Raw genomic sequence first — 25,937 nt, 5'->3', positions numbered from 1 at the left:
ACCGCGAAATATCCCTATTCTCGCCCCCATGAGCGAGCAAGATTTCTTCGACGGTGATGCCGTCATCGTTGGTGGCGGCCTGGCCGGGCTGACCCTGGCCCTGGCCATGGAACAGGCGGGCCTGCGGGTCGCGGTGATTGACACCCTGCCGATCGACACCCAGCTGGCGCCGGATTTCGACGGCCGGGCCTCGGCGCTGGCCTATACCTCATGGCGCCTGTTTGAAGCCTTGGGCGTGGCCGAAGCCTTGCGGCCCCATACCGCGCGCATCGAGCACATCATGGTCTGTGATGGTCGGCCGTATGGCGGCATCAAGCCGGGCGGACCGGGGCCGCACAGCCTGCATTTCGACCGGCGCGAAATCAACGAGGGGCCTGATGGTGAGCCGCTGGGATGGATGGCCGAAAATCGCCATACCCGGCAGGCCTTGGCCAGTGCCGTGCTGCAGCGGCCCAATATTGTCAGCATCGCGCCGGCAACCGCGGAGCGTTATGAAACCCGCCCCGATGGTGTGACGGTCGAGCTCGCTGACGGCCGCCGGCTGTCGGCCAGACTGCTGGTCGCCTGCGATGGCAAGTTCTCGCGCATTCGCCAACAGGCCGGAATCCGCAGCGTCGGCTGGAATTACGGCCAGAAAGGCCTCGTCGCCACGGTCCAGCACGCCGAGCCGCATAATGGCGTCGCCTATGAATATTTCCTGCCCTCCGGCCCCTTTGCGATTCTGCCATTGCCGGACAATCGCTCATCTCTGGTATGGACCGAGCCGAGTGATGTTGCCGACGCCCTGAAAGCCGCCGATGACACGGTTTTCCAGCAGGAGCTTGAGAATCGCTTTGGTGATTTTCTCGGCGATGTCCGCCCGGTCGGGCCGCGCTGGGCCTATCCGCTGGGTCTGAAATTTTCCGAGACTTTCTGCACCGAACGGATCGCCTTTGTCGGCGACGCCGCGCGCGGCATTCACCCGCTGGCCGGCCAGGGCTTCAATCTTGGAATCCGGGATGCGGCGGCACTGGCCGAGGTTTGCGGCGAGGCGAAACGGGTCGGGCTCGACATCGGCGCCCTGACGACACTGCGGCGCTATGAAGACTGGCGCAAATTCGACAGCGCCTCGCTGGCAGCCGGCACCGATCTGTTCAATCGGTTGTTCTCCAACGATATAGCGCCGTTGCGGCATTTGCGCGGTCTCGGCCTGTCGATCGTCAACGGCATCGGACCGGCGCGGCGCTTCTTCATGCGCCAGGCTGGCGGCGAGACCGGCGATCCGCCCCGGCTGCTGCGCGGCGAGCGCCTGGACGCTGCCTGAGACGGACCTGGCCTAGAATGGATTGAGGCTGTAGCCGTCCTGCTGTAGCAGGGCGTGCGCGGTCATGGCTGACAGCGCCATGGTGACGCCGGGCAGCAAATCTTCCGTGCCGACATCATGATAGGCGGCGCTCTGACCGCAGACATAGATCTTGACGCCGTGGGCGATCAGGGTTGCAACCAGATCGGCATTGGCCGGTTCGACGCCGGGCGTGAAATGGCTGTCGCTTGAGACATCCCGCACCGCGCCGCCATGGATCACGATGCCAAGCTGAAGATTTTCGGGCGCAATCCCTGCCGCGGTATGCATGTTGAGAAAACGTGCTGCGCTGACCAGCTGCCGGTTAAGCTCACCGACTTCCGCTGGCGTCGAAATATCAAACGCGACCTGGAAGACCGTGCCATCGGGAATGGACATCTGGTTGTCGATCACTGCGACAGCGCCATAGGCTTCGATCAGCGGTCCGGTCGTGAAGTCGTCCGGTCCGGCCCAGGCGGCGCTTGCGCCAAGGGTCATCGCTGCAAGCGTGGGGATGATTGTGAAGCGTTTCATGTCGCACCTGTGTGAAATTCCCAGACACCCTAGACCTCGCCCCCGGGGCGCGCCAGTGGGGTCAGGCGGGGTTGGCGGCTTCGCCGAGAGCGTAAAGATAGTCCCAGGTAAACAGGCCGCTATCATGGCCATCGTCGAAGACGAGGCGCACGGCATAGCGTCCGACCGGTTCGGCGGCCGAGATCAGGACGTTTTCCTTGCCGGTCACGGTGACCTTCTGGTCGGGCGCATGGCCCTGGACCTCGGCGCTGGGGCTCTCGACCCGCAGCGTCTGAAACGGGATCGTGAAGGCGGCGCCATCGTCAAACAGCACTTGCAGGGTCTTGTCCTGTTTTGAAAAACGCAATTTCTCGGGCCAGGCGCGCGCCATTATGTCTGCTCCAGCTGCCGGGCTTCCTCGGGCAGCATGATCGGAATGCCGTCGCGGATCGGATAGGCGAGGCCGGCGCCCTCGGACACCAGCTCCTGCGCCTCGCGATCATAGACCAGTGGTCCGCGGGTAACCGGGCAGACGAGGATCTCAAGCAGTTTCGGGTCGACGGCGCGGTTGGCGGTTCCGGTGGACGGGTCACTCATGATGGCCTCCTCAGGCAAACAGGATCGAGGACAGGCGGCGGCGACCGTCGCGGGCGACATCGCTCATTGGTCCGGCAGCCTCGAAGATTTTCAGCAACAGGGTGCGGGCGGCCTGCTCATTCCATTCGCGATCAAGCGCGGTGATGGCGAGCAATTGATCGGCAGCGCCGGCCTGGTCTCCGCCGGCAAGCAGTGCCTCGGCGAGGTCATATCGGGCTTGCAGATCGGTGGGTGTCGCCTTGACGGCCTCGCGCAGGCGTGCCGTGACGGCGTCATCGGCCGGCGCCGCTGTCGCCAGTTCAAGCGCGGTGCGTGCGGCTTCGACCGCCGGATCGTTGGCCCGGTCGGCAGGCACTTGGTTGAGGATTTCGGTGGCCTTGTCGATATCGCCTGACTTGAGCCAGACACGGGCCAGTCCGGCCAGCGCCGACGGATGGCCGCGATCATTTTGCAGCACCGAGGCGAAATCCTGCGCCGCGCCGCCGAGATCGCCGCTTTCGAGACCGGCCATGCCGCGATCAATGATCGACTTCAGTTCGGCCTCGCTCGGACCCTTGCCGGAGATTCGCTGGATGAAATCCTTGATCTGGCTTTCAGGCAGGGCGCCCATGAAGCCGTCAACGGGCTGGCCATCCTTGAAGGCAAACACGGCGGGAATGGATTTCACCTGCAATTGCTGGGCGATGCCCGGATTCTCGTCGATATTGATCTTGACGAGCCGTACGGCACCTTCCGCCTGCCGCACGACATGTTCGATCATTGGACCGAGCTGGCGGCAGGGTCCGCACCAGGGCGCCCAGAAATCAACCAGCACCGGAACCGATTTAGACGGTTCGACGACGTCGGCCATGAAATCGCGGTCGGAGGAATCCTTGACCAGCGTGTCGGCCTCGGTATCGGTGGCTCCGGTATTGAACATGGTCATGGTGCTGTTTCCTTGCTGCGTCTTGCTGGATAAGTGGCCCCGCCGGGCCTTGTGCGCAAGCGGTCAGTCTGTGCTCTCTTCATCATCATGCAGGGCGGTGAAGTCAATCATCTGCGGCGAATGCCCCGTGGACTCGGCGAAGCGGACAAGATCCTGCGGCGCCATTCCGGTCGTGGCGTCATTGAGCAGCGGGTGTGAATAGACCACGGGCCATTGCATCAGTGCGGCGTCGAGCACGAAACGGACCCGGCCTCCGGTGTCGTTCAACAGGGCCAGTGCGGTCACCGATCCTGGCCGGACGCCAAGGGTTTCCAGCAACAGCTCTTCCGGGCCGAAGGACAGGCGGGCGCTGCCGATATGGTGGTGCAGCCGGTTGAGCTTTATCCGGGTCTCGTCGAGCGCAGTGATGAGGAAGATTTGGCCCTTGCGGTCCTTGAGGAAGAGATTCTTGGTGTGTCCGCCGGGCATGGCAGCCTTGATGTCACGGCCTTCATCGACCGTGAAGATCGGCCGATGGCTGACGGTTTCATGCACGATCCCCAGTGCATCGAGGCGGGCGAACAATGTCGGACGGGAAGCGCTCATACGCTAGTTGAAGCGCGGGCGGCGGGCCGGATCAAGTCCTTGTGCACTGCGACGGAATCTCCCTCTTGCAATCCGTCCGGGTTTGCGCGATATACCCCGCTCCCTGGCGGGGCTGGTCCCCGCATAGACATGAGCGGGCGTAGCTCAGGGGTAGAGCGTCACCTTGCCAAGGTGAATGTCGTGAGTTCGAATCTCATCGCCCGCTCCATTCTTTCAATCACTTAGCGGTTGACGGATTTTGGGCTGGAAAAAATTCCAGCACCATCCCAGCACCGTGCATTGAAGCAGACCGTCTCGTTTCCCTCGATTTTCGACGCGCTAGAATATGGCGTCCCATGGAATTTGATCTATCAAATCCGCGATATCGTCGACACCTTTGTCGGCCAGCGTTCCTAGGGTTTCTTCTACCTTGTTCTCCGCAGTCCGACGGGCCGCACGCTTCAGTAGGTCACGGCATTTTTCCAAGAGCCCCTTCTCCAAGAGGGGTGCCTTCAGGATACTAAGGGCGGTCTCAAGCACAGCGATCAATTGTGTCCGCTCAATTTCGGTCAGAGCCCGTTCGTCATCCGGCTGGTTGCTCGCTCGAACGAAATAGACGATGTCGTCGAGGAGCGCGGAGACTTCGAATATTTTTTGTTTGATATTGGTTGACGTCGGCGGAGCGGCCCATTGCGTGGCTTTAACCCTGATAGGGTTTTGCCCAGAGTTGGTCGGTCCGGACGGCTCGGCCGCACTTTGACTGGGGCGGCGCTCCTCCGGTGCTGTGACCACACCATCAGGGGCAAGCTCACCTTCCAAACTGCGCAATTGGCTATGCAGTCTGTTCGCCAGAACAAGGGCGTCTTGGCGCAGGATTTTGACGGACGGCTTAATAAGGGAGTTGATCAGTTTCGGCGGAACGCCAAGCTGCTTGGCTTCTGGAGACCCGTAGTCGACATGCCCACCGTACAGCACAAGCACCGCAGTGGTGATCCCACTCAGGTCAATGTGGTCGGCAAATTCCGAGTCGCTAGACTTCAATTGCGATTGTGAGAATTCAACGCCCTCTAAAAGGTCGTGGACCTCGTCCAAATCCGGTCCCTGTTGCAAGCATGTTCCTCCTGCTGACCTCAAGATCGAGGCTATTCGCCGGAACGGCCCAAGATCCACCACCATTGTAGTGTCCGATGAAATTAGGCGCCCGTGTCGATCCGGGCAAGGTGTTCGGCCTCTGCTCGATCCAGCCCCCCGTCGAATTCCATGATGGCCGCGCGCTCCTCATACCGGTCACGGAGTTCGTCAGGTATATCGCTGGGGGTGGGAACGGTGGGAACGGTGGGAACCACTGCCCCAGCGCCCTGATTGTTTTCATGCTTTGCGGTTCCCACTTCGTCGGACGGGCGTTCCCACGGCCGATCTGGTGGGAACCCGGCCCCGAAATGGTGCCGCGCCCGTGCGATAGCGTCCGCAAGCGGGTCACTCGCCATCAAATTCAGCCTCCAGGATCGTTGCATCAATCCAGTAGAAGCGGCGGTTCTTGCCCTTGTACTTCTTCACCCGCTTCAGGTGTTTGCCATCGCCGGCAGAGAGGAAGCCGCCCTCCAGGGCCACACGCGCTGCATAGGTCAGGTCAAACCCCGCGAAGACCTCTGCCCAGCCCGTATCGTGAAACAGGAAGAAGTCCTGCGCTTCATGTGTGTGGGTGTAGCCCAAGGTCTTGAGCGAGCGCGCCTCCCCGGCGCGATGGCCGGTGCCGGTGTGTTCCTCGATCTCATCGTGCACGCTCTCAGCGAAGGCCGCGAACCGGCTCTGGTCTTGCTCGATCGCCCCCTTGAGCCTGCGGATAATGTCTTGTTTCTCGCGTGGAGCGGATCGCCCGAATGCCGATGCCCATCGGTCGAACAGTTGCAGGGCTGCCTTGGAGGCGTCCCCCGCCTGCCAGGGCACCACACCAAATGCCGCTGCCAGCTCGCCGGCCGCCGCCACCAAGGCAAAGCGCAGGGCCGCGCGCTGGGCTTGTCCGTGATCGCCGGGCCGTTGCGCCTTATCGAGGAACCCCGCCATGATCTCCCCAGCGCGGGCGCGTGCCGCGTCCGGCTCCGAGACATAGCGCTCGACGAAGGCCGGTCCAGCGAAGCCGTAGTGTTTGGCGCACGCGGTCTTGATTTGATCGGACAGCCCAGCCGGGGAAGCTGCGCCGTGCAGCGTTTCCCATATCCCCATGTCCTGTCCAGCGTCTGCGCGGATATCCAGCAGGCGCAGTTCCTGACCAGCCATCACCCGGTCATTGCGTTTGCCGGACCGGATATGGTCGGCAAGGCCGATCTCACCTGTCGACAGCAGCATGGTGCGCCACTCGGACCGGCGGCGAAGAGAGCCGTCTGCCTTGGCTCGCCCCTTTGCCTGTCCGCTGGCGAGGGCATAGGCCGCCTGCCCGGCTTCCTCTGGCGCAACAAGGCCCAACTCATCAAGCACAAGCAGCGTCTCGCTATGCCCATAGGCGATCATCTCAAGGGCGTTCGCTGTGGATCGCCAGGACTGAGCCGCCCCCAGCGCGCCTCCACCTCCCCAGATCGAACCGGCCGCATAGGCCAGGGTCGTTTTGCCGGTGGAGCTGCCGCCCCGGAAATGAAAGCCGCCGCCTTCGATATTGAGCGGCCGCAAGAGCGGACCGGCGAATCCTATCGAGAGCGCGAACAGGAGCAGGTTATTGCCGGCCGCCTTCGCCGCGATCTCATCCTGCCAGGTCGCCAGGCTACCCTTTTGCCGATAGTGCAGGGCGTTCGCATCGCCGGTGAACAGCATCGGTTCGGACCCGTCCGGCCCAAATACCCGCTGGGGCAGCACGAAGCGGCCCCCGCTGGCCCAACCGGTTGCCGCCACCAGTGTCAGGCGCGTTGGGCTCTCGATCTCATTGAAGAATTGAGCGAAGCGCTCGACCTTGCCGCCGCGCCCGCTGGGGACTTGAAGCCCCTCATCGGCCAATCGCGCCCGCACCGACCCGGAATCTCGCGCCAGGTCGCCGCGCGATATGATCTCGGTTTTCTCACGGCCGTCGCGGTCACGGAACTTGATCACCACAGACCAAGCGCCGCCGTCTGGATCTCGAGCCTCGCCCTCGACCGTGAAGGGGCCGGTGATTCGCATCCATTGCCGCTTTTCCCCTTCGCCGGTCTCATATTCCAGCCCGGTCTTTGACAGGCGGAACCCGTAGGGCAGGGCCGGGGTCAACGGGGCGGCCGTCAACGCATCCGTGAGACGGCCTTGCGCAGCGAGCTGGCTGAGCACTGCAGGCCAGGCATCGGACAACCCCCATCCGTCCGGCATTCCATCGGGCAAGGTGACAATGCCCGCGACCTTGGCCCCAGCGGACAGGGCGGCCCGCTGAGCCGCTTTCGCTGCCTTGAGGCCCGGTGTGTCGGCATCGGGCCAGATCGCTACAGAGCGGCCCTTGAGTGGTCCGAAATCAGCCTTGCCGATGGCGTTCGACCCGCCCGGCCATGTCATGCACACATAATCGGGGAAACGCTCCGCAGCCCCGTCCGCGTCCTTCTCGCCCTCGCTCAAGAGCACCGGCGCGCTGGGGCGAGCTGCGAGGCGGTCCAGACCATAGAGCGGCCGCGCATCGCCGGGCTCAGACTTGAAGCGCCAGGTCGCGCGCTCTGCCCCATCCCGCCAAAGCGTGAGTGGTCGTATTTCCTTCTCGCCCTCCCCCTGGTCGAAGCGCAGCGTATGCCGAAGCACAGCGCCCGCCGCATCGCGATACGTCCACACCCGCGACGGCGTGCCCAAGCGTCTGAACTTGTCGGGCCGTGCCGGCGCATCATCCGGTACTGGCGCTATCAGCTCGCCCGCCGCGTCGGGCGAGCGCCGTTCGCCGGGCTCTGGCTCTGCATCGAGGGCAGCGCGGACCCGGTCGAACGGATCGTTCGTCTGATCAGTCATGCGCGGCCCCTTCCAAGGCGGAGCAGCGCCGCACGGCCTGCAGCTGGCTCGAGGATCTCGACAGGAGCCCAGACGCCGAACGTGACCGCATCCGGTCCCCGGCCATCGTCGAAGATGATCGTGACGCCAGCCGCGCCGTAGACAGGCCTCAGCCTTCTGACGATCTCAGCGCCGTACAGTCCGCGTTCGGTGGAGGCCTCGCTGACCGGAGCGCCCAGAAAGCTCCGTGAGGACGTCTCCATATCGCCCAATTCTTCGCAGGACAGGCCCCAATCGGGCAGGCCGCTGACATCGCCGGATGACCAACCCAACAACATCCGTGCGGCGCGCATATGGAAGCCGGGATGATACTGCCCGATCACAAACGCGCCGGCATATCGAGACCCCATGCCACACGCGACCGAATCAGGGGGGACGAGCGTGACCCCGCAGGCCGCCAGCGTCTTTCGAAAAGTCTGAAAATTGGCCGAGCTCACGTCGGGGCGAAGAAAGGCGATCTCTCGCATCTCCCTGTAGCGGCGCGCTATGCCCTCGCTGCACAGCTGGCGGCGAATCCGCTCCCCGTCGAGCAGACTGATTCCCGCTCGCAGGCTTGCGACAGCCCAGGGCGGCACCGGGTCGAACCGTCTCGTGTGCGCGTTCATCGGGCAGCCTCCTCGAATGGATCAACCCCCAGCGATTGCGCCAGGTGGATGGCTGCATCGCGCTGGCTTTCGCCGCTGACGAAGGCGGCCAGGCTGACGAGATCGCCGCCCCGATCACCGGTGGCAAAGTCTGCCCATTTGCCGGTATCGAGATTGATCTTGAACGAGCCCAGGCGGCGGTCGGAGCGCTGAGGATTGCGAGCAACCCACTCCACGCCATCCATGCGGCCGGCAGGGAGAAGCGCCGGCACGATGCGTCTCGCATCGGACAGGGCGGCGCTATTGACGCGGGCGAAGTCGATCAGACCCCGCCGCGTGTTCGCGTTGGTGGCCATGGAAGTCAGGCCGTCGCGGACGTGGAGGTGCGTTTGCGGTCGGTGGCCCAGTTTTCCAGGTCCGCCCGGTCATAGGTCACGCGAGTGCCCACCTTGACGAAGACTGGTCCGTCCCCTGTGAGGCGGAGCTTGTTGAGGTAGCTCGGGCTGACGCTGAGAAATTCAGCCGCTTGATAGGTGTTCAAGTAGCGGGGTGAAGTGTGTGACATAGAAGCATTCCCTCGGTTGTTGCCGCGCGTCTGCGCTGCGATAGGCGAAGGAGTGCACGTGCTTCGGTGAGGGTGTTAACCGGATCGAAGATGTGTCTGATCCGTCAGTGTTGCGTCGGATGAATCGTCGATTGGTCAGGCTTCATCGGACGAAGCCGCGCGGGCTTGGCGCGCTTTCTTTAGGGAGTTCGCATATCGCGACACCGAGTTCTCGCTCGGGTAGGTCGTGTATTGATCGGGCTCGACCCTGAAGAACGCACGAAGGGGATGGCCTTGGGACTTCGGGTTTGAAACATCGCTTCGCGCCCGCAGCTTCTTGTATACATCCGGTCCGGACAGGGTTGGGTTTGCATCAAAAAGTCGTTCGATATGAGGCTTTAGGGTTGCTTGCCAGCGCTGTGCTTGGTCACGCTTCGCACCGCCGGCACTGAGAACGGACCGTTGGGAGCGATGCCCAGCCTGGACGGACTCCTCGTGGCGTCTACGGGCATAGTAGTTCGCGAGGAGCACGCCGTGCAGAAATGCGTGCAATGAAACCTTCCGCCAAGCCTTCTCTGGTGTCAGGCCGCTCCCCTCTTCCGGGAGGCTCATCAAGGCGTCACCCCAGCGAAGAAAGTCATAGACCAGTATCGCCCAGTTGATAGGCGCAGTCGGGAGCAGGTAGGCTTCCAAGCGACGCTTGTCGGGAACATTGTCAAGAATGATGCCAACCGATTCCTCGCGATCCGACGTCCCATCGACTGCCCAAAATAGGGAGTCGCCCTTCCACACCCATTCGACCCGACCCGATTGAGCGGTCGGGAACTGGTGCGCCCGTAGGATTTCTTCTGCGCCGGTTCGCAAGCGTTGGGTGGCCTCAGGCGAGCAATACGCTCCGAACAATTCGCGGATAAGGGGGCGATCTGCATAGACAATGCGAGCGACAACAGACCCCTCTGGCCAGTACTCATGCGGGTCTACCGGATCAACCCGCACCCGCTCTCGATCAAAGCCATCCCCGAATTCGAATTCTGAGCCCGCTGGGGAGAAGCCTGCGCCAAATAGGTCGGAAAAATAATCGAGCTCACCAGTCGACACCAACCTCGAGGCGGATTGGGGAACGGGAATATCGTTGGATACCTCCCGGCTGGGCTTAAGGCGGGTCCAACCCTCTGCGGCAGGGCCATCACCGGCCTTGTGAGGAGGGGCTGCGGTCACGATTGAGCATCCCCAGCGAACGCCGTTCGGCGGGCATAGATCAGCACCGCCCCGGTGCGGTCTTCTGTCTTCACGATCTCGACGCCATTGGCCCCGAAGGCGTCCACCAGCTTCTTCATGGTGCCGGCGCGCATCGTGCGGCCATTCTCGATCCGCGACAGCGTGCCGGCAGCAATGCCGCTCGCCCCGGCAAGGTCTTCAAGCCCCCACCCCAGAAGGGCGCGGCCGGCGCGGCAGGCTTCAGCAGTCAACATGCGGGCATCCTTTCAGCCGCCATCACGATGGCATGGCGTGGCATCGGACAATATCAGGATTGATCCGTTTGCCAATTCCAAAGCGTCATATATATTGACGCTTCGCTATGCCGGTACACGCCAGGCGCTGCGCAATGGAAGCCACGAACACGGAGCACCCAATGTTTCAATCTGATCTGACCGCAGGCAGCACCTGCCCATCGGCCCGCTTTGCCGGCGAAACCGCCGCCCTCCTGATCGCGCTCGCCGAGGCTGAGGAAGCCGGTGGCTTTGGCGATCCGGCCGCACAGGCGATCACGAAGCGCCTTAAAGCCGTGGAGGAGGCGGCCTCTTGGGTGCGGCCCCGCTCGGCAGAGGGCGCGTTCCTGCACCTGCTGATGGCCTCTGCAGACGCCATGGACCTGCCCAGGGCGAGCCCGGCCTGTGCCGACGCGATGGAAATGCGCTGCGAGCGCAATCTGTACGCTGTGAGGTCATTCCTGCTGCAGGCTATCGAGGATCCGGCCGGCAGCGTGTGGAGCCCGCTTCTCGCGAACTACATGACGGACGGAATGGACCAGGTTCGCGGGCTCGAGCGCCTGGTCAATCCGTTGGCGGGGATGGCCCCAGCGCCTGAGCACGGTGGTTAGGGCGTAAGCTTGGGAAGCTTCCGCCCTACCATCGAGCCGCAGCAGACCCGTGGTGGTGCCCGGGGGCGGATTCGCACCACCGACACGCGGATTTTCAATCCGCTGCGACGCTGGGGCGTGCACAGCCCGTCAGGCGCAAGGGGGCTCCGATAGCTGGCGCACAGCGGCGGTGAACCCCATCAGCGGGAATGTCTGGACATGGGACCATTGGCCACGGACCTGCGCCATGACCATGAGCGATTGCCCTTGCTTCATTTGGTCTACCAAGCCGGGAGGTAGTCCGATGGCGTTGGCGTGTCGAAAATAGCTTCTCGGCAGGGTGTGTGCCGGCACCGCGCCAGCGGGATCAACCTCATAGAGAATCTGATCTGGCATTGTGCTGAACGGTGTAATCAATGCGAGGCCTCTCGCCGAACTGTAAACTAGGTCCATGCGCGACGAATTGCTGGCATAGCTCTGCTTGACGTAGCAGGGACCGCCGTCGCGGATCACATAGAAATCATCAAGCCGTGCGACTGAGTGTGCGCGCTCCCATGGGCTCCAGTCCTGAGCGTCAGCCGCCGTCCCGAGGCCACCCAGGATCGCGGCAGCAAGGCCAATTGTCTGAAAAAGCTTCAACGTCGCCTCCACTATGATGCCGCCGTGCGGCCTCTGGCTGCAGGATAGTTCCATGCAAGCCATTTGTCGCGTGCCCGCGATCACGCCGCGACAATCGGGGGGATGGGGCCACACCCGCGCGCGGGGCCGTCCCTGCGTGTCACGGGCTTTCCCCAGCGAGAGGAAGCGGACGCGGTGTGGGTGCCGGCAGGATCCGCCCCGGCGAACGGCGTTCGGTGGAGCGGGCCGGGCGAGGTGGCTCCCACCAGTTCCCACCAGTTCCCATCTGAGAGAATGAGTGAGGCCCTGCCGCAATCGGTGGCATCGCTTGCCCAGGCTGAAAATCCGGCCAACCGTTCCCACCGTTCCCACCAGTTCCCACCGAAATTCTCCGATTGTGTAAACAGTCAACCCTCAGCGTTGACGTCCGGCAATACTCTTGAGGCTATGTACGCTTCTCAATACTTCATATTACTGTAAATGAGCCTGCATCTTGATCTGCTATGTTTACATGTAAAGCACAGGTTGCCATTTGGCAGGAATGTAAACCAGTTGTGTCAACCATGTTAAAAACCTGTGTGCCTAGCGAGGGCCGGGGCTCAGACGCCCCGTATCCGGACAGGCCCAGAGGAGGACCCGCGCCGCATCCCCGACACGTAAGTAATTGATCAGTATAGATCGGCTCGCTGAATGATTGCTGGTGCGGGCGTGCGCCGCCGCCGCCCCGATCCCGATCACTCATCGGAATGATGACCGCGACAACCGGCATATCCTGCCGGTAGCTGGCGCCGCGCCCATTTCCACGCGCGGGTGTGGCCCCATCCCCCCATCCTCGGGGCGGGTCGCAGGCTCTGACGAGCCCGGTTAAGCCTTCTTGAGGGTGATCACCTCAGCAGAGTGCCCGGACAGGGCTGCAGCCACGACAGTGGAGGTGCGTTCCGCCGCCTGCATCACTGGATCATTCGCCAGGTGGGCATACTGAGCGGTGGTCTTGACGTTCTGGTGGCCCAGCAGCCGGCCGATCAGCTGCAGGGACAGGCCTCCAGCGGCAGCGGCGCTCGCATAGCTGTGACGCAGATCGTGCAGGCGGACCTCATGAAGCCCGGCCGCAGCGCGCACCTGCCGCCATACCTTTGGCGTACCGACGAAATGCTTGGTCGGGTCCGTCTCGGACGGAAACACGAAGGGCGAGCCCACTGTGCGCTTGACGGCCTGCAGCAACTCCAGGACGGCCGCGCCAACCGGAACGGCCTTCGCGCCCGTCTTCGAATCAGCGAGCAGCAGGCACGAACGCTGGAAATCGACTTCGCTCCAACGCAGCTGCTCGATCTCACCCTTGCGCGCACCCGTGAGTATCAGCAGGCGGATAATGTCCCGGCCCATTGTGTTGGCGGTCGAGTTGAGCAGGGCCGTTCCCAGCTTGCCCATCTCATCGGTCGAGAGAAAGCGGTGCGATTGGCCGTCCTTGTAGCGCTTCACCCCGATCACGGGATTGTCGGAGCGCAGGCCACGCTTGACCGCGAACGCGAAGATGGCCCCCAGCTGTCCAACAGTGCGGGACGCCGCGCCCTTGCCGCCCGTGGCTGCAGGATCTGTGCGCTTGCGTTCCTTCGTCACCCGCACCGCCGTCTTGCCGGTGGCGATATCCTGCTGCAGGCGCTCGATATCGCCAGAGGAGACAGCGGACACGCGCTTGCGACCGATCAATGGCTTGATGTGGCGCGCGATGCGCTGCCGGTCATTGACGAGCGTGGACGCCTTCTTGGTCGCCACGCCCTCAGCCAGGTAGAGGTCGCACAGCTCAGACACCGACAGCTCGGCACGCGACGATGTGCGGTCCGCTGCCGGGTCCGCTCCGAAGCGAACCGAGCCCAGGAGCTTCGCGGCCTCTGTGCGCGCCTGCTCAGCGGTGATCTGGCCATGCCGGCCGATTGTGTATTCGCGCTGAGGCGCACCGCGACCGCCGCCGGCGGCGCGATAGGCGATGAAATAGGTCTTCACGGCGCTCGGCATGATCCGGACGCCGAAGCCTTTCAGGTCGATATCCCAAACGATGTACTTGCGCTCCCCGGCAAGCGCCGCGTCAACCGTCCGTTTCGAGATGCGTTCCCGCTTGTTCGTATTCATCTGCCCTGCTCCTCAATTCTTGGCTTTTCCAGCACCGTCCCAGCACCGCGAAGGTAACGCTGGGGACATGACCGGAACGCCAATGCCATGAGAAGCATTATAATTCAGCTGTTTGAGACAGTCTAGGAAAACCGGTAACACGCGAGGAAAATAGCGACGTTCACCTTGCCAAGGTGAATGTCGTGAGTTCGAATCTCATCGCCCGCTCCATTCTCTTCCGGATATGAGCAGAGTTTGGTGCCACCTTCGGGTGACCGGCACCCGGCGCAGGCCTGTGCACCGGCGATCGCTGTGATGCCCCGCTGAATCATCACCACGGGTGTGCCGTCATCCGCGGCATCAGCGCGCTGCCTCAGGATTTCTGGCTGAATTTCGCAGCGGCTGCCAGATCGAGCGATGAGGCGGAGTGACGGGCCGCGCGGTTCAGGTGGAACCATGGGTGGGCCATGGGCCGGCTGTCCTGCGCGTTCGCGGTGCCGGTGTGCGCGGGCGGATTTCCGGTTGGTTTCAGTCGCATAAAAGAACCCCTCAGCTTTGAAGGTCTCAAGCTGAGGGGTTCGTAAGGCGTGAGCACGACCGCGTCCGGGCAAAACCGTGACGGCTGCGTTCATCCGGCAGACAGGTGCCGGCGGAGGATCAGACCGAGAGTGATCTCAGAAGGTCGATGACGCGGCGGCGGACGGTCTGGTCGCGAATTCCGGAAAATGCTGACGCCAGGGCCAGGCCATCAGGGCTGGCGATGAAGTCGTAGAGCGTTTCCGAATCCGGACCCTTCAACTCGGAAGTGCCTTCAGTGTCGAGGCCTTCGAAGAAATAGGAAACCGGGACTTCCATCACGCGTGCAACGTGGAAAAGCCGGCTGGCGCCAATGCGATTGGTGCCGCGTTCATACTTTTGCACTTGTTGAAATGTCACGCCGAGCTTTTCGCCGAGCTCGGACTGACTCATCTCCAGCAGGCTGCGCCGCAGGCGAAGGCGAGCGCCGACGTGCTGGTCGATACTCGTTGGGCCTCTAGCACTCATAATCGCCTCACAGTCCTGATTTTTTCACTTCGGTTTTATCACTTCGATTTCGCAGAATTCGCCGGGGTGACAGAATTCCTCACGAAACCAAGGGTTATTCGTAGGGTCGAAAATTCCGTTAATCCAGTCACCTACACACTTTGTACGTCCGACGCGCTGGCTGCCGGGGAGATATTTGAGCCAAAATCGCACGTCCTGTTTAACATCATAGTCAAGCACGACCAATTCGTCCGGATACAGCGCAGCCAGATAGGTTGGCGCCATGGCGATTCCACCGCCATGTATAATTGTTTCCAACAGGATAGAGCTTACGTCCGTCCGGAATGCATAATTTATGTATGCATCCACAATCTCATTCCGGTTTTCCCAGAGCGAGAGACCGCGGTCATACTGCTCCAGTTTCAGGAATCGCAGATTGAGCAGGTCGTGGGTCGATTTTGGCACGCCATAGGAATTGATGAATTCGCGTGAGGCGAAGGGCATGTAGTGCATCGTGCCCAGCGCCGAAGTCGGCGCGTCCATATCCTTGTCACGCGTGAAAGTGATGGAAAGGTCTGGTGCGGGCCCCGCCCCGGTGCCCGGGCGCAGGAGGTGAAGGTTTATGCCCGGATTGACACGCATGAAGCGCGGCATGTGGCGGGCCAGCCAATAGGTCGACAGTCCGTCGGACGCGTGCAGGGTCACATCGCCAGTATTGGCGCTGTCGGTGCCGGAAATGCGTGACTCAAGCTGCTGCGCCGAACGCTGCATGGTGCGCACATAGTCCAGTGCTGCCTCGCCGGCCTGGGTCAGCACGATACCATCGGCGCGCCGGTCGATCAGCTGCGCTCCGAGCCGGCTCTCAAGCTGACGCATGCGCTTGCTGACGGTCGGTTGCTGGCAGCCGAGCGCTGCGGCGGCACCGCTCATGGAGCCTGTCGTCGCGACAGCGTGGAAAATCTGGAGGTCGTCCCAGTCAAACACGTTGCGACGCAGGCTGATGGCTGTTTCGTGACTATCCACTATTCCAACTTCGAAGAGGCCGCGTGAGCAGCGGCGATGTTAAGCCAATTGGGACAATCCGAAACAGGGTAGCCCAATGCGTAGTACAATCGACGACCCTAACCGATCCCGGTCAGGCGTTCAATTTCAGGACGCCCAACTTCATGCAGCTGTCGGCGAATATGGTTTCACGCAGGTTCATGAAAACCAGATCGATGAATTTCACCGGCTCGCTGACGAGTTGATCGAAGGCGAGGTCGCCGGGCCTGAAGCGCTCTGGCGCGTCCAGTCCTGGACCGGGCGGGCCCTGCAATTGCGCCGCAAGAACGGCAAGGCCAATGCCCTGCTCGCTTCCATTCCCCTGACGCAGGCCGGGGTGGACGCTCTTCTCGCTGGCGAGTTCGGCTTTGCCAATGCGCGGCGCGAATGGGTGTGCGGCCCGACCGAAACGGCCCATGCCCTGTTGTCCTGGGGCATGGCTGGGCGCTCGCCGATGGACCAGGCGGCATCGCTGCGCGGGCTGCTGGCGGTCTGGTACGGGGTTTATTGCGATATCCGCGTCTATGCCCGCGCCCGTTCGGTGGAAGGCGAAAAGCTGATGTCGCGGCTGGGCTTTGTTCCGCTCGGCCGTCCCGACGGGGCGACGATGCTGTTCGGCAGCACCGGCTTCCCGCACCGGATCGCCGAGAAGCTCTCGGTTCGCAGCAAACCCATTTCACAGGAGCAGTTCGCATGAATGCGGAGAGCCGAGACCGGATGCGCGTCACCGTAGCGCGCAGCTTTGACCATGTTGTCATGGCGATGACCCTGCGCGGTGTCACCTATATGGGCGAGCAGCGCGCGCCCTATAACGAGGAATATGACGGCAATGACCTGGTTGCCGCCTCGCACCTGATCGCCTGGCGTGGCAGCGAGCCGGTCGGCGTGTTGCGGCTGCGCTGGTTTGCCGACTTCGCCAAGGTCGAACGGGCGGCGGTCCTGCCGACCTTCCGCCGCCATGGCGTAATGCGTGCCCTGATGCAGGAAGCCCTGAGCTATTGTGCCCGTCGCGGCTATCGCCAGGTGCTTGGCCATGCCCAGCTCAACCGGGTGGCCTATTGGCGCTCCCACGGCTTCCGGGTCCGCCCCGGCCGCGCCAGCTTCATGTTCTCCGATTATGAATATGTCGAGATTGAGCACCCGCTGGAACGCCCCGCCAATGCGATCACCATGGATTCCGATCCGCTGGCGATCATCCGCCCCGATGGTGACTGGGACCGGCCCGGGCCGTTTGACCGTTCCCTGCGACGCGCGCCCCGCCGGCAACGCCGGCCGGAGGAGCTTGCATGAACCGTTACCTGCCCACGCTTGTCCTGCTGGATTGCCAGAGAGAATCGCTCGATCCGGGCGAGGCGGAAGACGATGGCAGCAATGCTGCCGTCGCCGATCGCATCCGGCGCCTGCTGACTTCGGCGCGGCTGTCCGGCTGGCCCGTGCTGCACTGCCAGTATCAAAGCAACCGGCCGGCGATCAATTGCGGTGTCAGCGTACCCGGTGCGCCGATCGACGGCCTGGCGCCGCTTTCGCGCGAGGCGGTCTTCATCCGCACCGGCCTGTCGGCATATTCCGACCCGGATTTCGGACGCATGATCCGTCACTATTCCGGCCCGCCCTGCTTCCTGGTCGGCTTCTCGGCACCTTTTTCGCTGATGGCGACCATGTTTGATGCGGTCGCCCGTGACCAGCGATTGACGGTGATTCCCGAGGCTGTCGGCGGCCGGGCCGTGGGACCGCGATCGGCCTCAAGCGTTCGCGATATTTCCTTCGATCTGATCGACCGCCTGAGCAGCACGATGCCCCTGGACGAGGTCGTTGCCACTTGGCTGCGCTCGCCGGAAACCCCAACCCTGAAGAAAATTGGAATAGGCTGATGACCCAAAGATCCCTGGCAAAGTACTTCCCGGATATCCGGCAGGCTGATAATGACCGTGATCGGCTGCAGGTCGCCGACCTGGTTTTGTCCCTGGTCGAACAGGAACTCCAGGCGCTGGAAAGCGGCGATGATGACCTGACCTATCTGATCGAGGTCCTGCGTTGTGGCGTCCAGCGCGCGCTGGGCGACAGTGACCGGCCTGCCGATCTCTTGCTGGCGGCTGAACCGCACGGGCGTACGCACTAGCGGGCCGTGCGGGTTTTCTTCCCCGGTCACGAAGCTGTGAATGCGTGGGGTTGGATTGCTGGCGACGCCTCCCCATATGTGTAGTGACGGCGGCATCAATGCCCCGTCCACAAGTATCCTGGCAAGGTTTCCCCCGACCAAGCCAGTGATTGAACAGGCCTCTAACGTGCGTCCCCCCCAGCCTGCCGAATGAGGTCTGTCAGGCACCGCCGGGTCCCCTGTCCCTTCCCGGCGGTGCCGCATTTTTCAAGCCATCCCAATCGGAATAGCGAGATTGCGTTTTCAACGGCGTAGCCGGGTTGCACCGCCCGCAAACAGGTCTAGGTTCGAGTTCTGATCAACCTGAGCTGAGGAGCGCCGTATCATGGGGGCGGTCGTCGGAATCGCGCATGCTTATACGCGTGCGGAATTCATGGAAGCGGCGCGTCAGCGCTGGCAGGAACAGTGCGGAGGCGAGTGCGGCGAGACCGGCAACGCTTTCTTCGCGCAAATCTATGACGACGCCTTGTCGGAAGACCTGGAACGTGTCTCTGCCGACGACCTGGCGGCCCTCAGCGTCGAATTCTGGTCCTTTGGTAACAAGCGCGCGGGCGATGACATCCTGGTCCGGATGCGGACCGCGACCCGGTCGGACGGCGTCGATCTCGGGCGTGACATCCTTGAAATCATCGGCAATGACCGGCCCTTCATCGTTGATTCGGTGATGGGCGAAGTCGGTGCGCAGGGCCATGACGTAATCGCCATGTTCCACCCGATCGTGCAGGTCAGGCGCTCGTCTGATGGTGATCGCATCACCGAAGGTGGGCGCTGTATCGCCGAATCCATGATCCAGGTGCACCTGCCGGCGCTGGACGAATTGTCCCGCCGCACGCTGATCGAGGGTGTGACCGCGACGCTCGATGATGTCCGTGTTGCCGTCGAGGACTGGTCGGACATGCGGGCCCAGATGGACGAGTCCATCGCGCACCTGCAACAGGCCACGACCTTGGCCTCGCCGGAAGAAATTGCTGAATCGCTCGAATTCCTGCGCTGGCTCCGCGATGACCATTTCGCCTTTCTCGGCTGCCGCATCTATGATTTCGACGTCAATGATGATGGCTCGATGGCTGATCGTCATCCGCGCGTGCGTGGCGATTCCGGGCGCGGCGTCTTGCGTGATCCCGAGCGCCATGTGCTGCGCAAGGGGTCCGAACCGGCTGTATTGACGCCGGCGATCGAAACCTTCCTGCGCGAACCGACGCCGATCATTGTTGCCAAGGGCAATATGAAATCGCGCGTCCATCGCCGGGTCTATATGGATTATATCGGCGTCAAACGGTATCGCGAGGACGGTGCCGTGATCGGGGAATCGCGTTTCGTCGGCCTGTTCACCGCCGAAGCCTATGACCAGAGCGCCTCGCTCGTGCCGCTGATCCGCCGCAAGGTCCGCCGTGTGCTCGAACGGGCCGGCAAGGCGCCCGGCACCCACAATGCAAAGAAACTGCGCAATACGGTCGAGAACTTCCCGCGCGACGAACTGTTCCAGACCGAAGAGAATGACCTGCTGGAAATCTGCCTTGGCATCCTGCATCTGCACGACCGTCCGCGCACCAAGCTCTTCATTCGCCGCGACCAGTTCGACCGCTTCGTCTCGGCGCTGCTCTTTGTGCCGCGCGACCGTTATAATTCGCAGGTCCGCGAACAGGCGGGCGAGCTGATCCGTGATGCGTTCGGCGGCCGGCTCTCGGCCTTCTACCCGCAGTTCGGCGACAGTTCGCTGGCGCGGGTCCATTTCATTATCGGGCTTAACCCGTTCGATCACCCCGAGCCCGATATCGACGAGCTCGAACGGCGTGTGACGCGATTGTCGCGCACCTGGGAAGACGATCTGGAATCCCATGTCCGCCGCACGGCGTCCGAAGCCATCCGCCTGCGCATGCCGGCCTACCAGGACGCCTTCAAGGCCGGTTATCGCGAACTCTATGATTCCCACGAGGCCCTGGCCGACGTGTTGAAACTGGAATCGCTCGATTCGCCCAACCAGGTCGCCGTACGCACCTATCGCGAGGCCGACGACCAGCAGACCGAATTGCGCCTGAAGATCTATCGGGTCGGCAAGCCGGTCTCGCTGTCGCGCGTGATGCCGGTACTGGAAAACCTCGGCGTCTATGTCGTGCAGGAAACCGGATTCCCGGTTGACCGCCGTGGCCGCAATGGCGAGCTGGTCGACCGCGCCTATGTCCATGATTTCGAGATCCGGTCCGATGCGCTCAAACACCAGTCGCTCGAAGAACTGGGCCCAAAGCTCGAGGATGCCCTGCTGGCCATGGCCGATGGCCGTGCCGAGGATGACGGATTCAACCGTCTGATCGTCGAGATCGGCGTTACCTGGCGCGAGGCAGCTTTCCTGCGGACCTGCGCCCGCTATCGTCAGCAGACCGGGCTCGATCCGTCGCAGGCGATCCAGGAAGAGGCGCTGGCCGCCTATCCCGATATCGCTCGCGGCCTGCTTGAGCTGGCCCGGGTCAAGTTCGACCCGGCCTTCGACGGCGGCCAGAAGGCTCGTGTCGAGGCGGCAGCAAAGGTCGGCGAGCAGATCGTGGCGCAGCTTGATGCTGTGCGCAGTCTCGATCATGACCGGGCCCTGCGCCGCATGTACGAGCTGTTGCAGGCGACCCTGCGCACCAATTTCTATCAACGCGATGCCGCCGGCGATGTGAAGCCGCGCATCTCGATCAAGATCGACAGCGCCTCACTGGCCGATCTGCCGCTTCCCAAACCCTATCGGGAAATCTTCGTCTGGTCGCCCGATGTCGAGGGTGTCCACCTCCGCTTTGGCCCGGTCGCACGCGGCGGGCTGCGCTGGTCGGATCGCCGCGATGATTTCCGCACCGAAGTGCTGGGCCTGGTCAAGGCACAGCAGGTCAAGAACGCGGTCATCGTGCCGGTTGGCTCCAAGGGCGGCTTCTATCCCAAGACCCTGCCGCGCAATGGCTCACGCGACGAGGTGTTTGAAGCCGGCCGCGAGGCCTACAAGACCTTCATCCGCGGCCTGCTCGATATCACCGACAATATTGTCGACGATGTCGTCGCCCATCCTGCGGACACGATCTGCTGGGATGATGATGATCCCTATCTTGTTGTCGCTGCCGACAAGGGCACGGCAACCTTCTCCGACACGGCCAATGGCCTGGCGACCGACGAGTTTGATTTCTGGCTCGGCGATGCCTTCGCCTCGGGCGGTTCGGCCGGCTATGACCACAAGAAGATGGGCATCACCGCCCGTGGTGGCTGGGAATCGGTCAAACGCCATTTCCGCGAACTCAACAAGGACATCCAGGCCGAGCCCTTTACCGTCATCGGTGTCGGCGACATGTCCGGCGATGTGTTCGGCAATGGCATGCTGCTGTCGAAGCAGATCCGTCTGCTCGCCGCCTTCGATCACCGGGATATCTTCATCGATCCCGACCCGGGCGATCCGGAACGGTTATGGCAGGAACGCAAACGCCTGTTCGACCTGCCACGCTCCTCCTGGCAGGACTATGACAAATCACTGATCTCCAAGGGCGGCGGGATATTCTCCCGCGGCGAAAAATCACTGCCCCTGTCTGACGAGATCCGGGCCCTGACCGGCCTGACCACACCGAGTGCTAGCCCGGTTGACCTCATGAATGCCCTGCTCAAGGCCGATGCTGAACTGCTCTGGTTTGGCGGCATCGGCACCTATGTCAAAGCCAGTCACCAGCAACACAGCGAAGTCGGTGACAAGGCCAATGACGGTCTGCGGGTCAATGCCTCCGAATTGCGGGTCAAGGTCATCGGTGAAGGCGCGAATCTGGGCATTACCCAGGCGGCGCGCATCGAATACAGCCGCAATGGTGGCCGCGCGAACGCCGACTTCGTCGACAATTCCGCCGGCGTCGACAGTTCCGACCATGAGGTCAATATCAAGATTCTGGTGCGGCCCATGGTGCGCAGTGGCGCCATGAGTCTGGCCGAGCGCGATGTCCTGCTGGAGTCGATGACCGACGATGTCGCGCATCACGTCCTGCAGCACAATTACGACCAGACCCTGGCGCTTTCGATGGCCGAGCATTCGGCGGTTGCCGATCTGGACGCCCATGAGCGCTTCATGGCCCGGCTTGAAAGCGCCGGCCAGCTCAATCGCGAGGTTGAGGGTCTGCCAAATCTCGAAGGCATGCGCGGTCTGAAAGAGCGCGGCCTCGGGCTCTCCCGGCCCGAGCTCGCGGTGCTGATTTCCTACGCCAAGATCACCCTGTTTGATCAGCTCGTCGCGTCGGACGTACCCGATGATCCGCATTTCCATTCCATGCTGGTGAACTATTTCCCGAACGGGCTCCACAGCTATTCCGAGGCCATGGAAAGCCATCGCCTGAAACGGGAGATCATCTCCACGGTTCTCGCCAATGAAATGATCAATCTGGGCGGGCCGACCTTCATCCACCGCGCGATCGACTCCACGGCCGCTGCGGTGCCGGCGATCGCCCACGCCTTCGAGGTCGGACGCCAGATTTTCCGCTTCAGTGAATTGTCGACCGAGATCAACCAGCTCGACAACAAGGCCCCGGCCTCGGTCCAGATCGATCTTCACGGCGAGATCATCCGCCTGCTGCGGCGCCAAGCCTATTGGCTGGTCCGGCGCAATCGCGGCCGCGCCGCCTCCTCGCTGGAGGCGATCGGCACGGTGATCGAGAACTACCAGTCCGGCGTGCAGGAATTGCGCGGCATGGCGCACGAGATCATCTCCGATCACGAGCGCAAGGGTGTTCGCTCCCGCAAGCAGAAATTCGTCGCCGCCGGCGCACCGCCGGCGCTGGCGAAGGCTGTGGCCGAATTGCGGCCTCTGACCTCGTCAACCGATGTCATCGACATGGCGGTGGCCAGTGACTGGCCGCTCGCATCGACCGCCTATATCTACCACGCGATCGGCGCCCGCTTCCGCTTTGACCGTCTGCGCGGTCTCGGCCAGGAAGTGTCGTCCGAGCTGCACTGGGATCGTCTCGCGGTCCGCCGGCTGATGGAAGATCTCTATGCCAGCCAGCAGGCCCTCGCGTCCTCGGCGATGCGCTTTGCTGCCCAGGCGGGTGGATCGCTGGCGAGCGGTGTCGAATCGCCGTCGCGCGACTGGGCAGATTCGCTGGTCGAGGCCTGGAATACCGTCAATGGCGACGAGGCCGACCGTGTCGACCTTGTGCAGCGTCAGCTCGACGAGTCCGGCGCCTGGACACTGTCGAAACTGTCGATCGCCTCAACCCAGCTCGGCGAAATGGCGTCGGTGGCCCAGCCCTAGCGCAGCAATGGCGGCACGCGGTTCAGCGCGCCAGTTCGCTGTCGAGAATCTCGATCCAGCGGCTGCGCGCCTGTTCCGCCGCGTCGGCATCGTAATGGATGCGCGGGTCAGGCGGCGGATTGGGCTCGTCGAAGGCGTGGGTCTGGCCAGCCAGGATTTCGAAATCGACCGGATGCCCGGCCGCTTCCGAGCGTTCGAACAGGCGCTCGCAATCACCGGGCGGCGCAATCATGTCGCTCTCGGCCAGAATGGCGTGCAGCGGAATGTCGCGGGCGTATTCGCGCCCGTCGCTGCGCATCGGAAAGCCACAATAGGGGTAGACCGTCATCGCGGTGCGAACCCCGGCGAGATCCGGCGCCGCCTCGCCGCCCATATCCAGCGCCTCGGGCACGGCCCGGCGCCCGGCATCATCAAGCGCTTCGAGAACCGTCCATCCGCCATGGCTCCAGCCAATCAGGGCAAGCCGCGTCGCATCGATACGGGCGTCTTCGCGCGCCAGCCTCAAGCCGGCAAACACATCCGCCGACCGTTCGCGGCCCCACAGCCGCAGGCCGGTGCAGACCTGGCTCATGGCCGCAAAGCGATCAATGCCGCGTGCCGCGTTCGAACCGATGATCACGACACCGTACCCCGCCTCCAGGGCTGAGCGGGCATAGTCTTCCTGAACTTCACGCAGTCCGCCACAGCCGTGAAACATCAGCACCGTTGGTACCGGACCGGTGGCGGCTTCAGGAATCCGGATCTGGGTGAACGGCCGGATCAGTTCGACCTGTTGCTCGAGCGAGCGCTGCGGCACGCCGAACCCCGTGACATTGGAGCTGGCCGAAGCGCCCAGACCGGTCGCGGCGATTGCCAGGGCGGCAGGAACCGCCCGTATCAGAAATCCGTACATCATGGCGTGCAATGTGGCGTCACTGACGGATTGGTCAATGTTTAGTTGATTCACATTGCGTCACGACCCGTCCTAATGCCGGAAATGGCGCATTCCGGTGAAGACCATGGCCAGCCCGGCTTCATCGGCTGCCGCGATCACCTCGTCATCGCGGATCGAGCCGCCCGGCTGAATAATCGCTGTCGCCCCGGCTTCGATTGCCGCCTTGAGACCGTCGGCAAACGGGAAGAAGGCGTCGGAAGCGCAGACCGAACCCCGGGTATGCGGCTGGTCCCACTCATTCTCGATAGCGGTAGCCTCGGCCTTGCTCAGGGCAAGGCGGGCAGCCTCGAGACGGCTGGTCTGGCCCATGCCGATCCCGGCCGTGGCGCCATCGCGGACATAGACAATGGCGTTGGACTTGACGTGTTTGACGACTTTCCAGGCGAACAGCAGATCGGTGAGCTCCTGTTCGGTCGGTGCGCGCTTGGTCACGGTCTTGAGCTCGGAGGGCAGGACCCGTCCGGTATCCCTTTCCTGCACCAGCAGGCCGCCAGCGACCGTCTTGACCAGCCAGCCGGTCTGGTCGGGGTCTGGCAGGGCGCCGGTCAGCAGCACGCGCACATTCGGCTTGGCCGACAGGATTGCCAGCGCGTCCTCATCGGCATCGGGCGCGATCACCACTTCGGTGAAGATCCGCACCACCTCATTCGCCGTGACGGCATCGAGCTTGCGGTTCATCGCGACGATGCCGCCAAAGGCCGAGACAGGGTCGGCGGACAGGGCATTCTCATAAGCGGTGGCCAGATCATCATGCAGCGCGACGCCGCAGGGATTGGCGTGCTTGACGATCACAACGGCGGCCGTGCTGGCCGGATCGAATTCGGAGGCGAGTTCAAAGGCGGCGTCGGCATCGGCGAGATTGTTGAAGCTCAGCGCCTTGCCCTGAACCTGGCGTGCGGTGGCGATGCCGGGGCGGTTTTCCGAGGTGCGATAGAAGGCCGCGGCCTGGTGCGGGTTTTCACCATAGCGCAGCGCCTGCAGCAAATTGCCGCCAAAGGCCCGGTAGGCCGGGGTCGGGATGTCGAGCGTGTCGGCGAACCAGTTGGAAATCGCCGCATCATAGGCCGCGGTGCGGCCATAGGACTTGGCCGCCAAGCGTTTGCGCAGCGCCAGCGGAGTGGAGCCGGATTCATTGTCCATCGCGTCGAGCACGGCATCGAGGTCTTCGCCATCGACGCAGACGGCGACCCAGGCATGGTTCTTGGCTGCAGCGCGGATCATGGCCGGTCCGCCAATATCGATATTCTCGACGCAGGTGTCGTATTCGGCGCCCTTGGAGACCGTATCCTCGAACGGGTAGAGATTGACGTAGAGCAGATCGATGGCCGGGATGCCATGCTGCGCCATGTCCGTTGCATCCTGCTCGTTGTCACGGCGTCCGAGCAGACCGCCATGCACGCGCGGATGCAGAGTCTTGAGGCGGCCGTCCATCATTTCGGGAAACGCTGTCACCTCGGCCACGTCGAGGGCGGGAATGCCCGCGGCCTGCAATGCCTTCAGCGTGCCGCCGGTCGAGAGAATTTCGACATCTGCAGCCGCCAGGCGTTGCGCCCGGTCAATCAGGCCGGTCTTGTCTGAAACGGATATCAGGGCGCGTCGAAGCGGAACAAGGTCCAGATCGGGCATGGGCAGGGCTCCATTCATTCAGGATCGGCGGGGTCGAGCGGGGAGGTAGCACGCCGGCGCGACAAGTC

At 62.9% G+C, this 25,937-nt stretch carries 25 protein-coding genes and 1 tRNA gene; 8 read left to right on the top strand and 18 right to left on the bottom strand.

Annotation, left to right across the window (positions count from 1 at the left end):
* Positions 1-28 precede the first annotated feature (28 nt).
* The gene (locus ACN0YL_RS04745) at positions 29-1,303 is read left to right on the top strand and encodes a UbiH/UbiF/VisC/COQ6 family ubiquinone biosynthesis hydroxylase (RefSeq protein ID WP_417497208.1); all 1,275 of its coding nucleotides are present in this window, start codon (positions 29-31) and stop codon (positions 1,301-1,303) included.
* A gap of 12 nt (positions 1,304-1,315) precedes the next feature.
* Here ACN0YL_RS04745 and ACN0YL_RS04740 read toward each other — a convergent pair whose 3' ends face one another.
* The 5 genes from ACN0YL_RS04740 to ACN0YL_RS04720 form a co-directional block, all read right to left on the bottom strand.
* On the bottom strand, positions 1,316-1,855 hold the full coding sequence (locus ACN0YL_RS04740; protein ID WP_417492135.1) for a DsrE family protein: 540 nt from the start codon (positions 1,853-1,855) through the stop codon (positions 1,316-1,318).
* A gap of 61 nt (positions 1,856-1,916) precedes the next feature.
* Positions 1,917-2,225: a gamma-butyrobetaine hydroxylase-like domain-containing protein gene (locus ACN0YL_RS04735; RefSeq protein ID WP_417492134.1), complete on the bottom strand. Its 309-nt coding sequence runs from the start codon at positions 2,223-2,225 to the stop codon at positions 1,917-1,919.
* Positions 2,225-2,431, bottom strand: a complete 207-nt coding sequence (locus ACN0YL_RS04730) for a Trm112 family protein (RefSeq protein ID WP_417492133.1) — start codon at positions 2,429-2,431, stop codon at positions 2,225-2,227. The genes ACN0YL_RS04735 and ACN0YL_RS04730 overlap by 1 nt, the downstream gene beginning before the upstream one ends.
* Before the next feature lie 10 nt (positions 2,432-2,441).
* A complete protein-coding gene (gene trxA, locus ACN0YL_RS04725) occupies positions 2,442-3,356 on the bottom strand; it encodes a thioredoxin (RefSeq protein WP_417497207.1) in 915 nt (304 codons plus the stop codon).
* 63 nt (positions 3,357-3,419) lie between these two features.
* Positions 3,420-3,941, bottom strand: a complete 522-nt coding sequence (locus ACN0YL_RS04720; RefSeq protein ID WP_417497206.1) for a prolyl-tRNA synthetase associated domain-containing protein — start codon at positions 3,939-3,941, stop codon at positions 3,420-3,422.
* A 133-nt stretch (positions 3,942-4,074) separates the two neighbouring features.
* Here ACN0YL_RS04720 and ACN0YL_RS04715 point away from each other — a divergent pair.
* A tRNA-Gly gene (locus ACN0YL_RS04715) sits at positions 4,075-4,149 on the top strand.
* 110 nt (positions 4,150-4,259) lie between these two features.
* Here ACN0YL_RS04715 and ACN0YL_RS04710 read toward each other — a convergent pair.
* The 7 genes from ACN0YL_RS04710 to ACN0YL_RS04680 form a co-directional block, all read right to left on the bottom strand.
* A complete protein-coding gene (locus tag ACN0YL_RS04710) occupies positions 4,260-5,030 on the bottom strand; it encodes a hypothetical protein (RefSeq protein ID WP_417497205.1) in 771 nt (256 codons plus the stop codon).
* 366 nt (positions 5,031-5,396) lie between these two features.
* Complete coding sequence (locus ACN0YL_RS04705; RefSeq protein ID WP_417497204.1) at positions 5,397-7,865, bottom strand: DUF927 domain-containing protein; 2,469 nt, start codon at positions 7,863-7,865, stop codon at positions 5,397-5,399.
* Complete coding sequence (locus ACN0YL_RS04700) at positions 7,862-8,509, bottom strand: hypothetical protein (RefSeq protein ID WP_417497203.1); 648 nt, start codon at positions 8,507-8,509, stop codon at positions 7,862-7,864. The genes ACN0YL_RS04705 and ACN0YL_RS04700 overlap by 4 nt, the downstream gene beginning before the upstream one ends.
* Positions 8,506-8,844 (bottom strand): hypothetical protein, encoded by a 339-nt coding sequence (locus ACN0YL_RS04695; RefSeq protein ID WP_417497202.1) that lies wholly within the window; start codon positions 8,842-8,844, stop codon positions 8,506-8,508. Before ACN0YL_RS04695 ends, ACN0YL_RS04700 begins: the two co-directional genes overlap by 4 nt.
* A gap of 5 nt (positions 8,845-8,849) precedes the next feature.
* A complete protein-coding gene (locus tag ACN0YL_RS04690; protein ID WP_417497201.1) occupies positions 8,850-9,029 on the bottom strand; it encodes a helix-turn-helix domain-containing protein in 180 nt (59 codons plus the stop codon).
* 159 nt (positions 9,030-9,188) lie between these two features.
* Positions 9,189-10,130 (bottom strand): hypothetical protein, encoded by a 942-nt coding sequence (locus ACN0YL_RS04685; RefSeq protein ID WP_417497200.1) that lies wholly within the window; start codon positions 10,128-10,130, stop codon positions 9,189-9,191.
* Positions 10,131-10,246: 116 nt separating this feature from the next.
* Entirely contained in the window at positions 10,247-10,504 is a 258-nt protein-coding gene (locus ACN0YL_RS04680) for a helix-turn-helix domain-containing protein (RefSeq protein ID WP_417497199.1), read from the bottom strand.
* Positions 10,505-10,665: 161 nt separating this feature from the next.
* Between ACN0YL_RS04680 and ACN0YL_RS04675 the strand changes: the two genes are divergently transcribed.
* Complete coding sequence (locus ACN0YL_RS04675) at positions 10,666-11,133, top strand: hypothetical protein (RefSeq protein ID WP_417497198.1); 468 nt, start codon at positions 10,666-10,668, stop codon at positions 11,131-11,133.
* Between the two features lie 129 nt (positions 11,134-11,262).
* Here ACN0YL_RS04675 and ACN0YL_RS04670 read toward each other — a convergent pair whose 3' ends face one another.
* From ACN0YL_RS04670 to ACN0YL_RS04655, 4 genes are all read right to left on the bottom strand, one after another.
* Positions 11,263-11,751, bottom strand: coding sequence for a hypothetical protein (locus ACN0YL_RS04670; RefSeq protein WP_417497197.1), 489 nt, complete (start codon positions 11,749-11,751; stop codon positions 11,263-11,265).
* A gap of 843 nt (positions 11,752-12,594) precedes the next feature.
* Positions 12,595-13,857: a tyrosine-type recombinase/integrase gene (locus tag ACN0YL_RS04665; RefSeq protein ID WP_417497196.1), complete on the bottom strand. Its 1,263-nt coding sequence runs from the start codon at positions 13,855-13,857 to the stop codon at positions 12,595-12,597.
* A 636-nt stretch (positions 13,858-14,493) separates the two neighbouring features.
* Complete coding sequence (locus ACN0YL_RS04660) at positions 14,494-14,880, bottom strand: helix-turn-helix domain-containing protein (RefSeq protein WP_417469338.1); 387 nt, start codon at positions 14,878-14,880, stop codon at positions 14,494-14,496.
* 24 nt (positions 14,881-14,904) lie between these two features.
* Positions 14,905-15,882, bottom strand: a complete 978-nt coding sequence (locus ACN0YL_RS04655) for a LysR family transcriptional regulator (protein WP_417497195.1) — start codon at positions 15,880-15,882, stop codon at positions 14,905-14,907.
* 76 nt (positions 15,883-15,958) lie between these two features.
* Between ACN0YL_RS04655 and ACN0YL_RS04650 the strand changes: the two genes are divergently transcribed.
* The 5 genes from ACN0YL_RS04650 to ACN0YL_RS04630 all read left to right on the top strand — a co-directional run bounded on the left by ACN0YL_RS04650 (position 15,959) and on the right by ACN0YL_RS04630 (position 23,309).
* Entirely contained in the window at positions 15,959-16,597 is a 639-nt protein-coding gene (locus ACN0YL_RS04650; RefSeq protein ID WP_417492131.1) for a hypothetical protein, read from the top strand.
* Positions 16,594-17,190 (top strand): GNAT family N-acetyltransferase, encoded by a 597-nt coding sequence (locus ACN0YL_RS04645; protein WP_417469343.1) that lies wholly within the window; start codon positions 16,594-16,596, stop codon positions 17,188-17,190. Before ACN0YL_RS04650 ends, ACN0YL_RS04645 begins: the two co-directional genes overlap by 4 nt.
* Positions 17,187-17,771 carry an isochorismatase family protein gene (locus tag ACN0YL_RS04640; protein ID WP_417497194.1) on the top strand — a complete coding sequence of 195 codons (585 nt, stop codon included), beginning with the start codon at positions 17,187-17,189 and terminating at the stop codon, positions 17,769-17,771. Before ACN0YL_RS04645 ends, ACN0YL_RS04640 begins: the two co-directional genes overlap by 4 nt.
* Positions 17,771-18,019 carry a hypothetical protein gene (locus ACN0YL_RS04635; protein WP_417469345.1) on the top strand — a complete coding sequence of 83 codons (249 nt, stop codon included), beginning with the start codon at positions 17,771-17,773 and terminating at the stop codon, positions 18,017-18,019. Before ACN0YL_RS04640 ends, ACN0YL_RS04635 begins: the two co-directional genes overlap by 1 nt.
* A gap of 364 nt (positions 18,020-18,383) precedes the next feature.
* Positions 18,384-23,309 (top strand): NAD-glutamate dehydrogenase, encoded by a 4,926-nt coding sequence (locus tag ACN0YL_RS04630; RefSeq protein ID WP_417497193.1) that lies wholly within the window; start codon positions 18,384-18,386, stop codon positions 23,307-23,309.
* Positions 23,310-23,331: 22 nt separating this feature from the next.
* On the opposite strand, the gene ACN0YL_RS04625 is transcribed toward ACN0YL_RS04630, so the two are convergent.
* Both ACN0YL_RS04625 and purH read right to left on the bottom strand, forming a co-directional pair.
* A complete protein-coding gene (locus tag ACN0YL_RS04625; RefSeq protein ID WP_417497192.1) occupies positions 23,332-24,204 on the bottom strand; it encodes a dienelactone hydrolase family protein in 873 nt (290 codons plus the stop codon).
* Positions 24,205-24,273: 69 nt separating this feature from the next.
* A complete protein-coding gene (gene purH, locus ACN0YL_RS04620; protein WP_417492127.1) occupies positions 24,274-25,887 on the bottom strand; it encodes a bifunctional phosphoribosylaminoimidazolecarboxamide formyltransferase/IMP cyclohydrolase in 1,614 nt (537 codons plus the stop codon).
* Positions 25,888-25,937: the final 50 nt, after the last annotated feature.

It is taken from the genome of Maricaulis sp., assembly GCF_048269565.1.
In the GTDB taxonomy this organism is placed as follows: Bacteria; Pseudomonadota; Alphaproteobacteria; order Caulobacterales; family Maricaulaceae; genus Maricaulis.
Note: the sequence above shows the minus strand (reverse complement) of the source record. Positions and strands in the feature narration are given on the sequence as shown.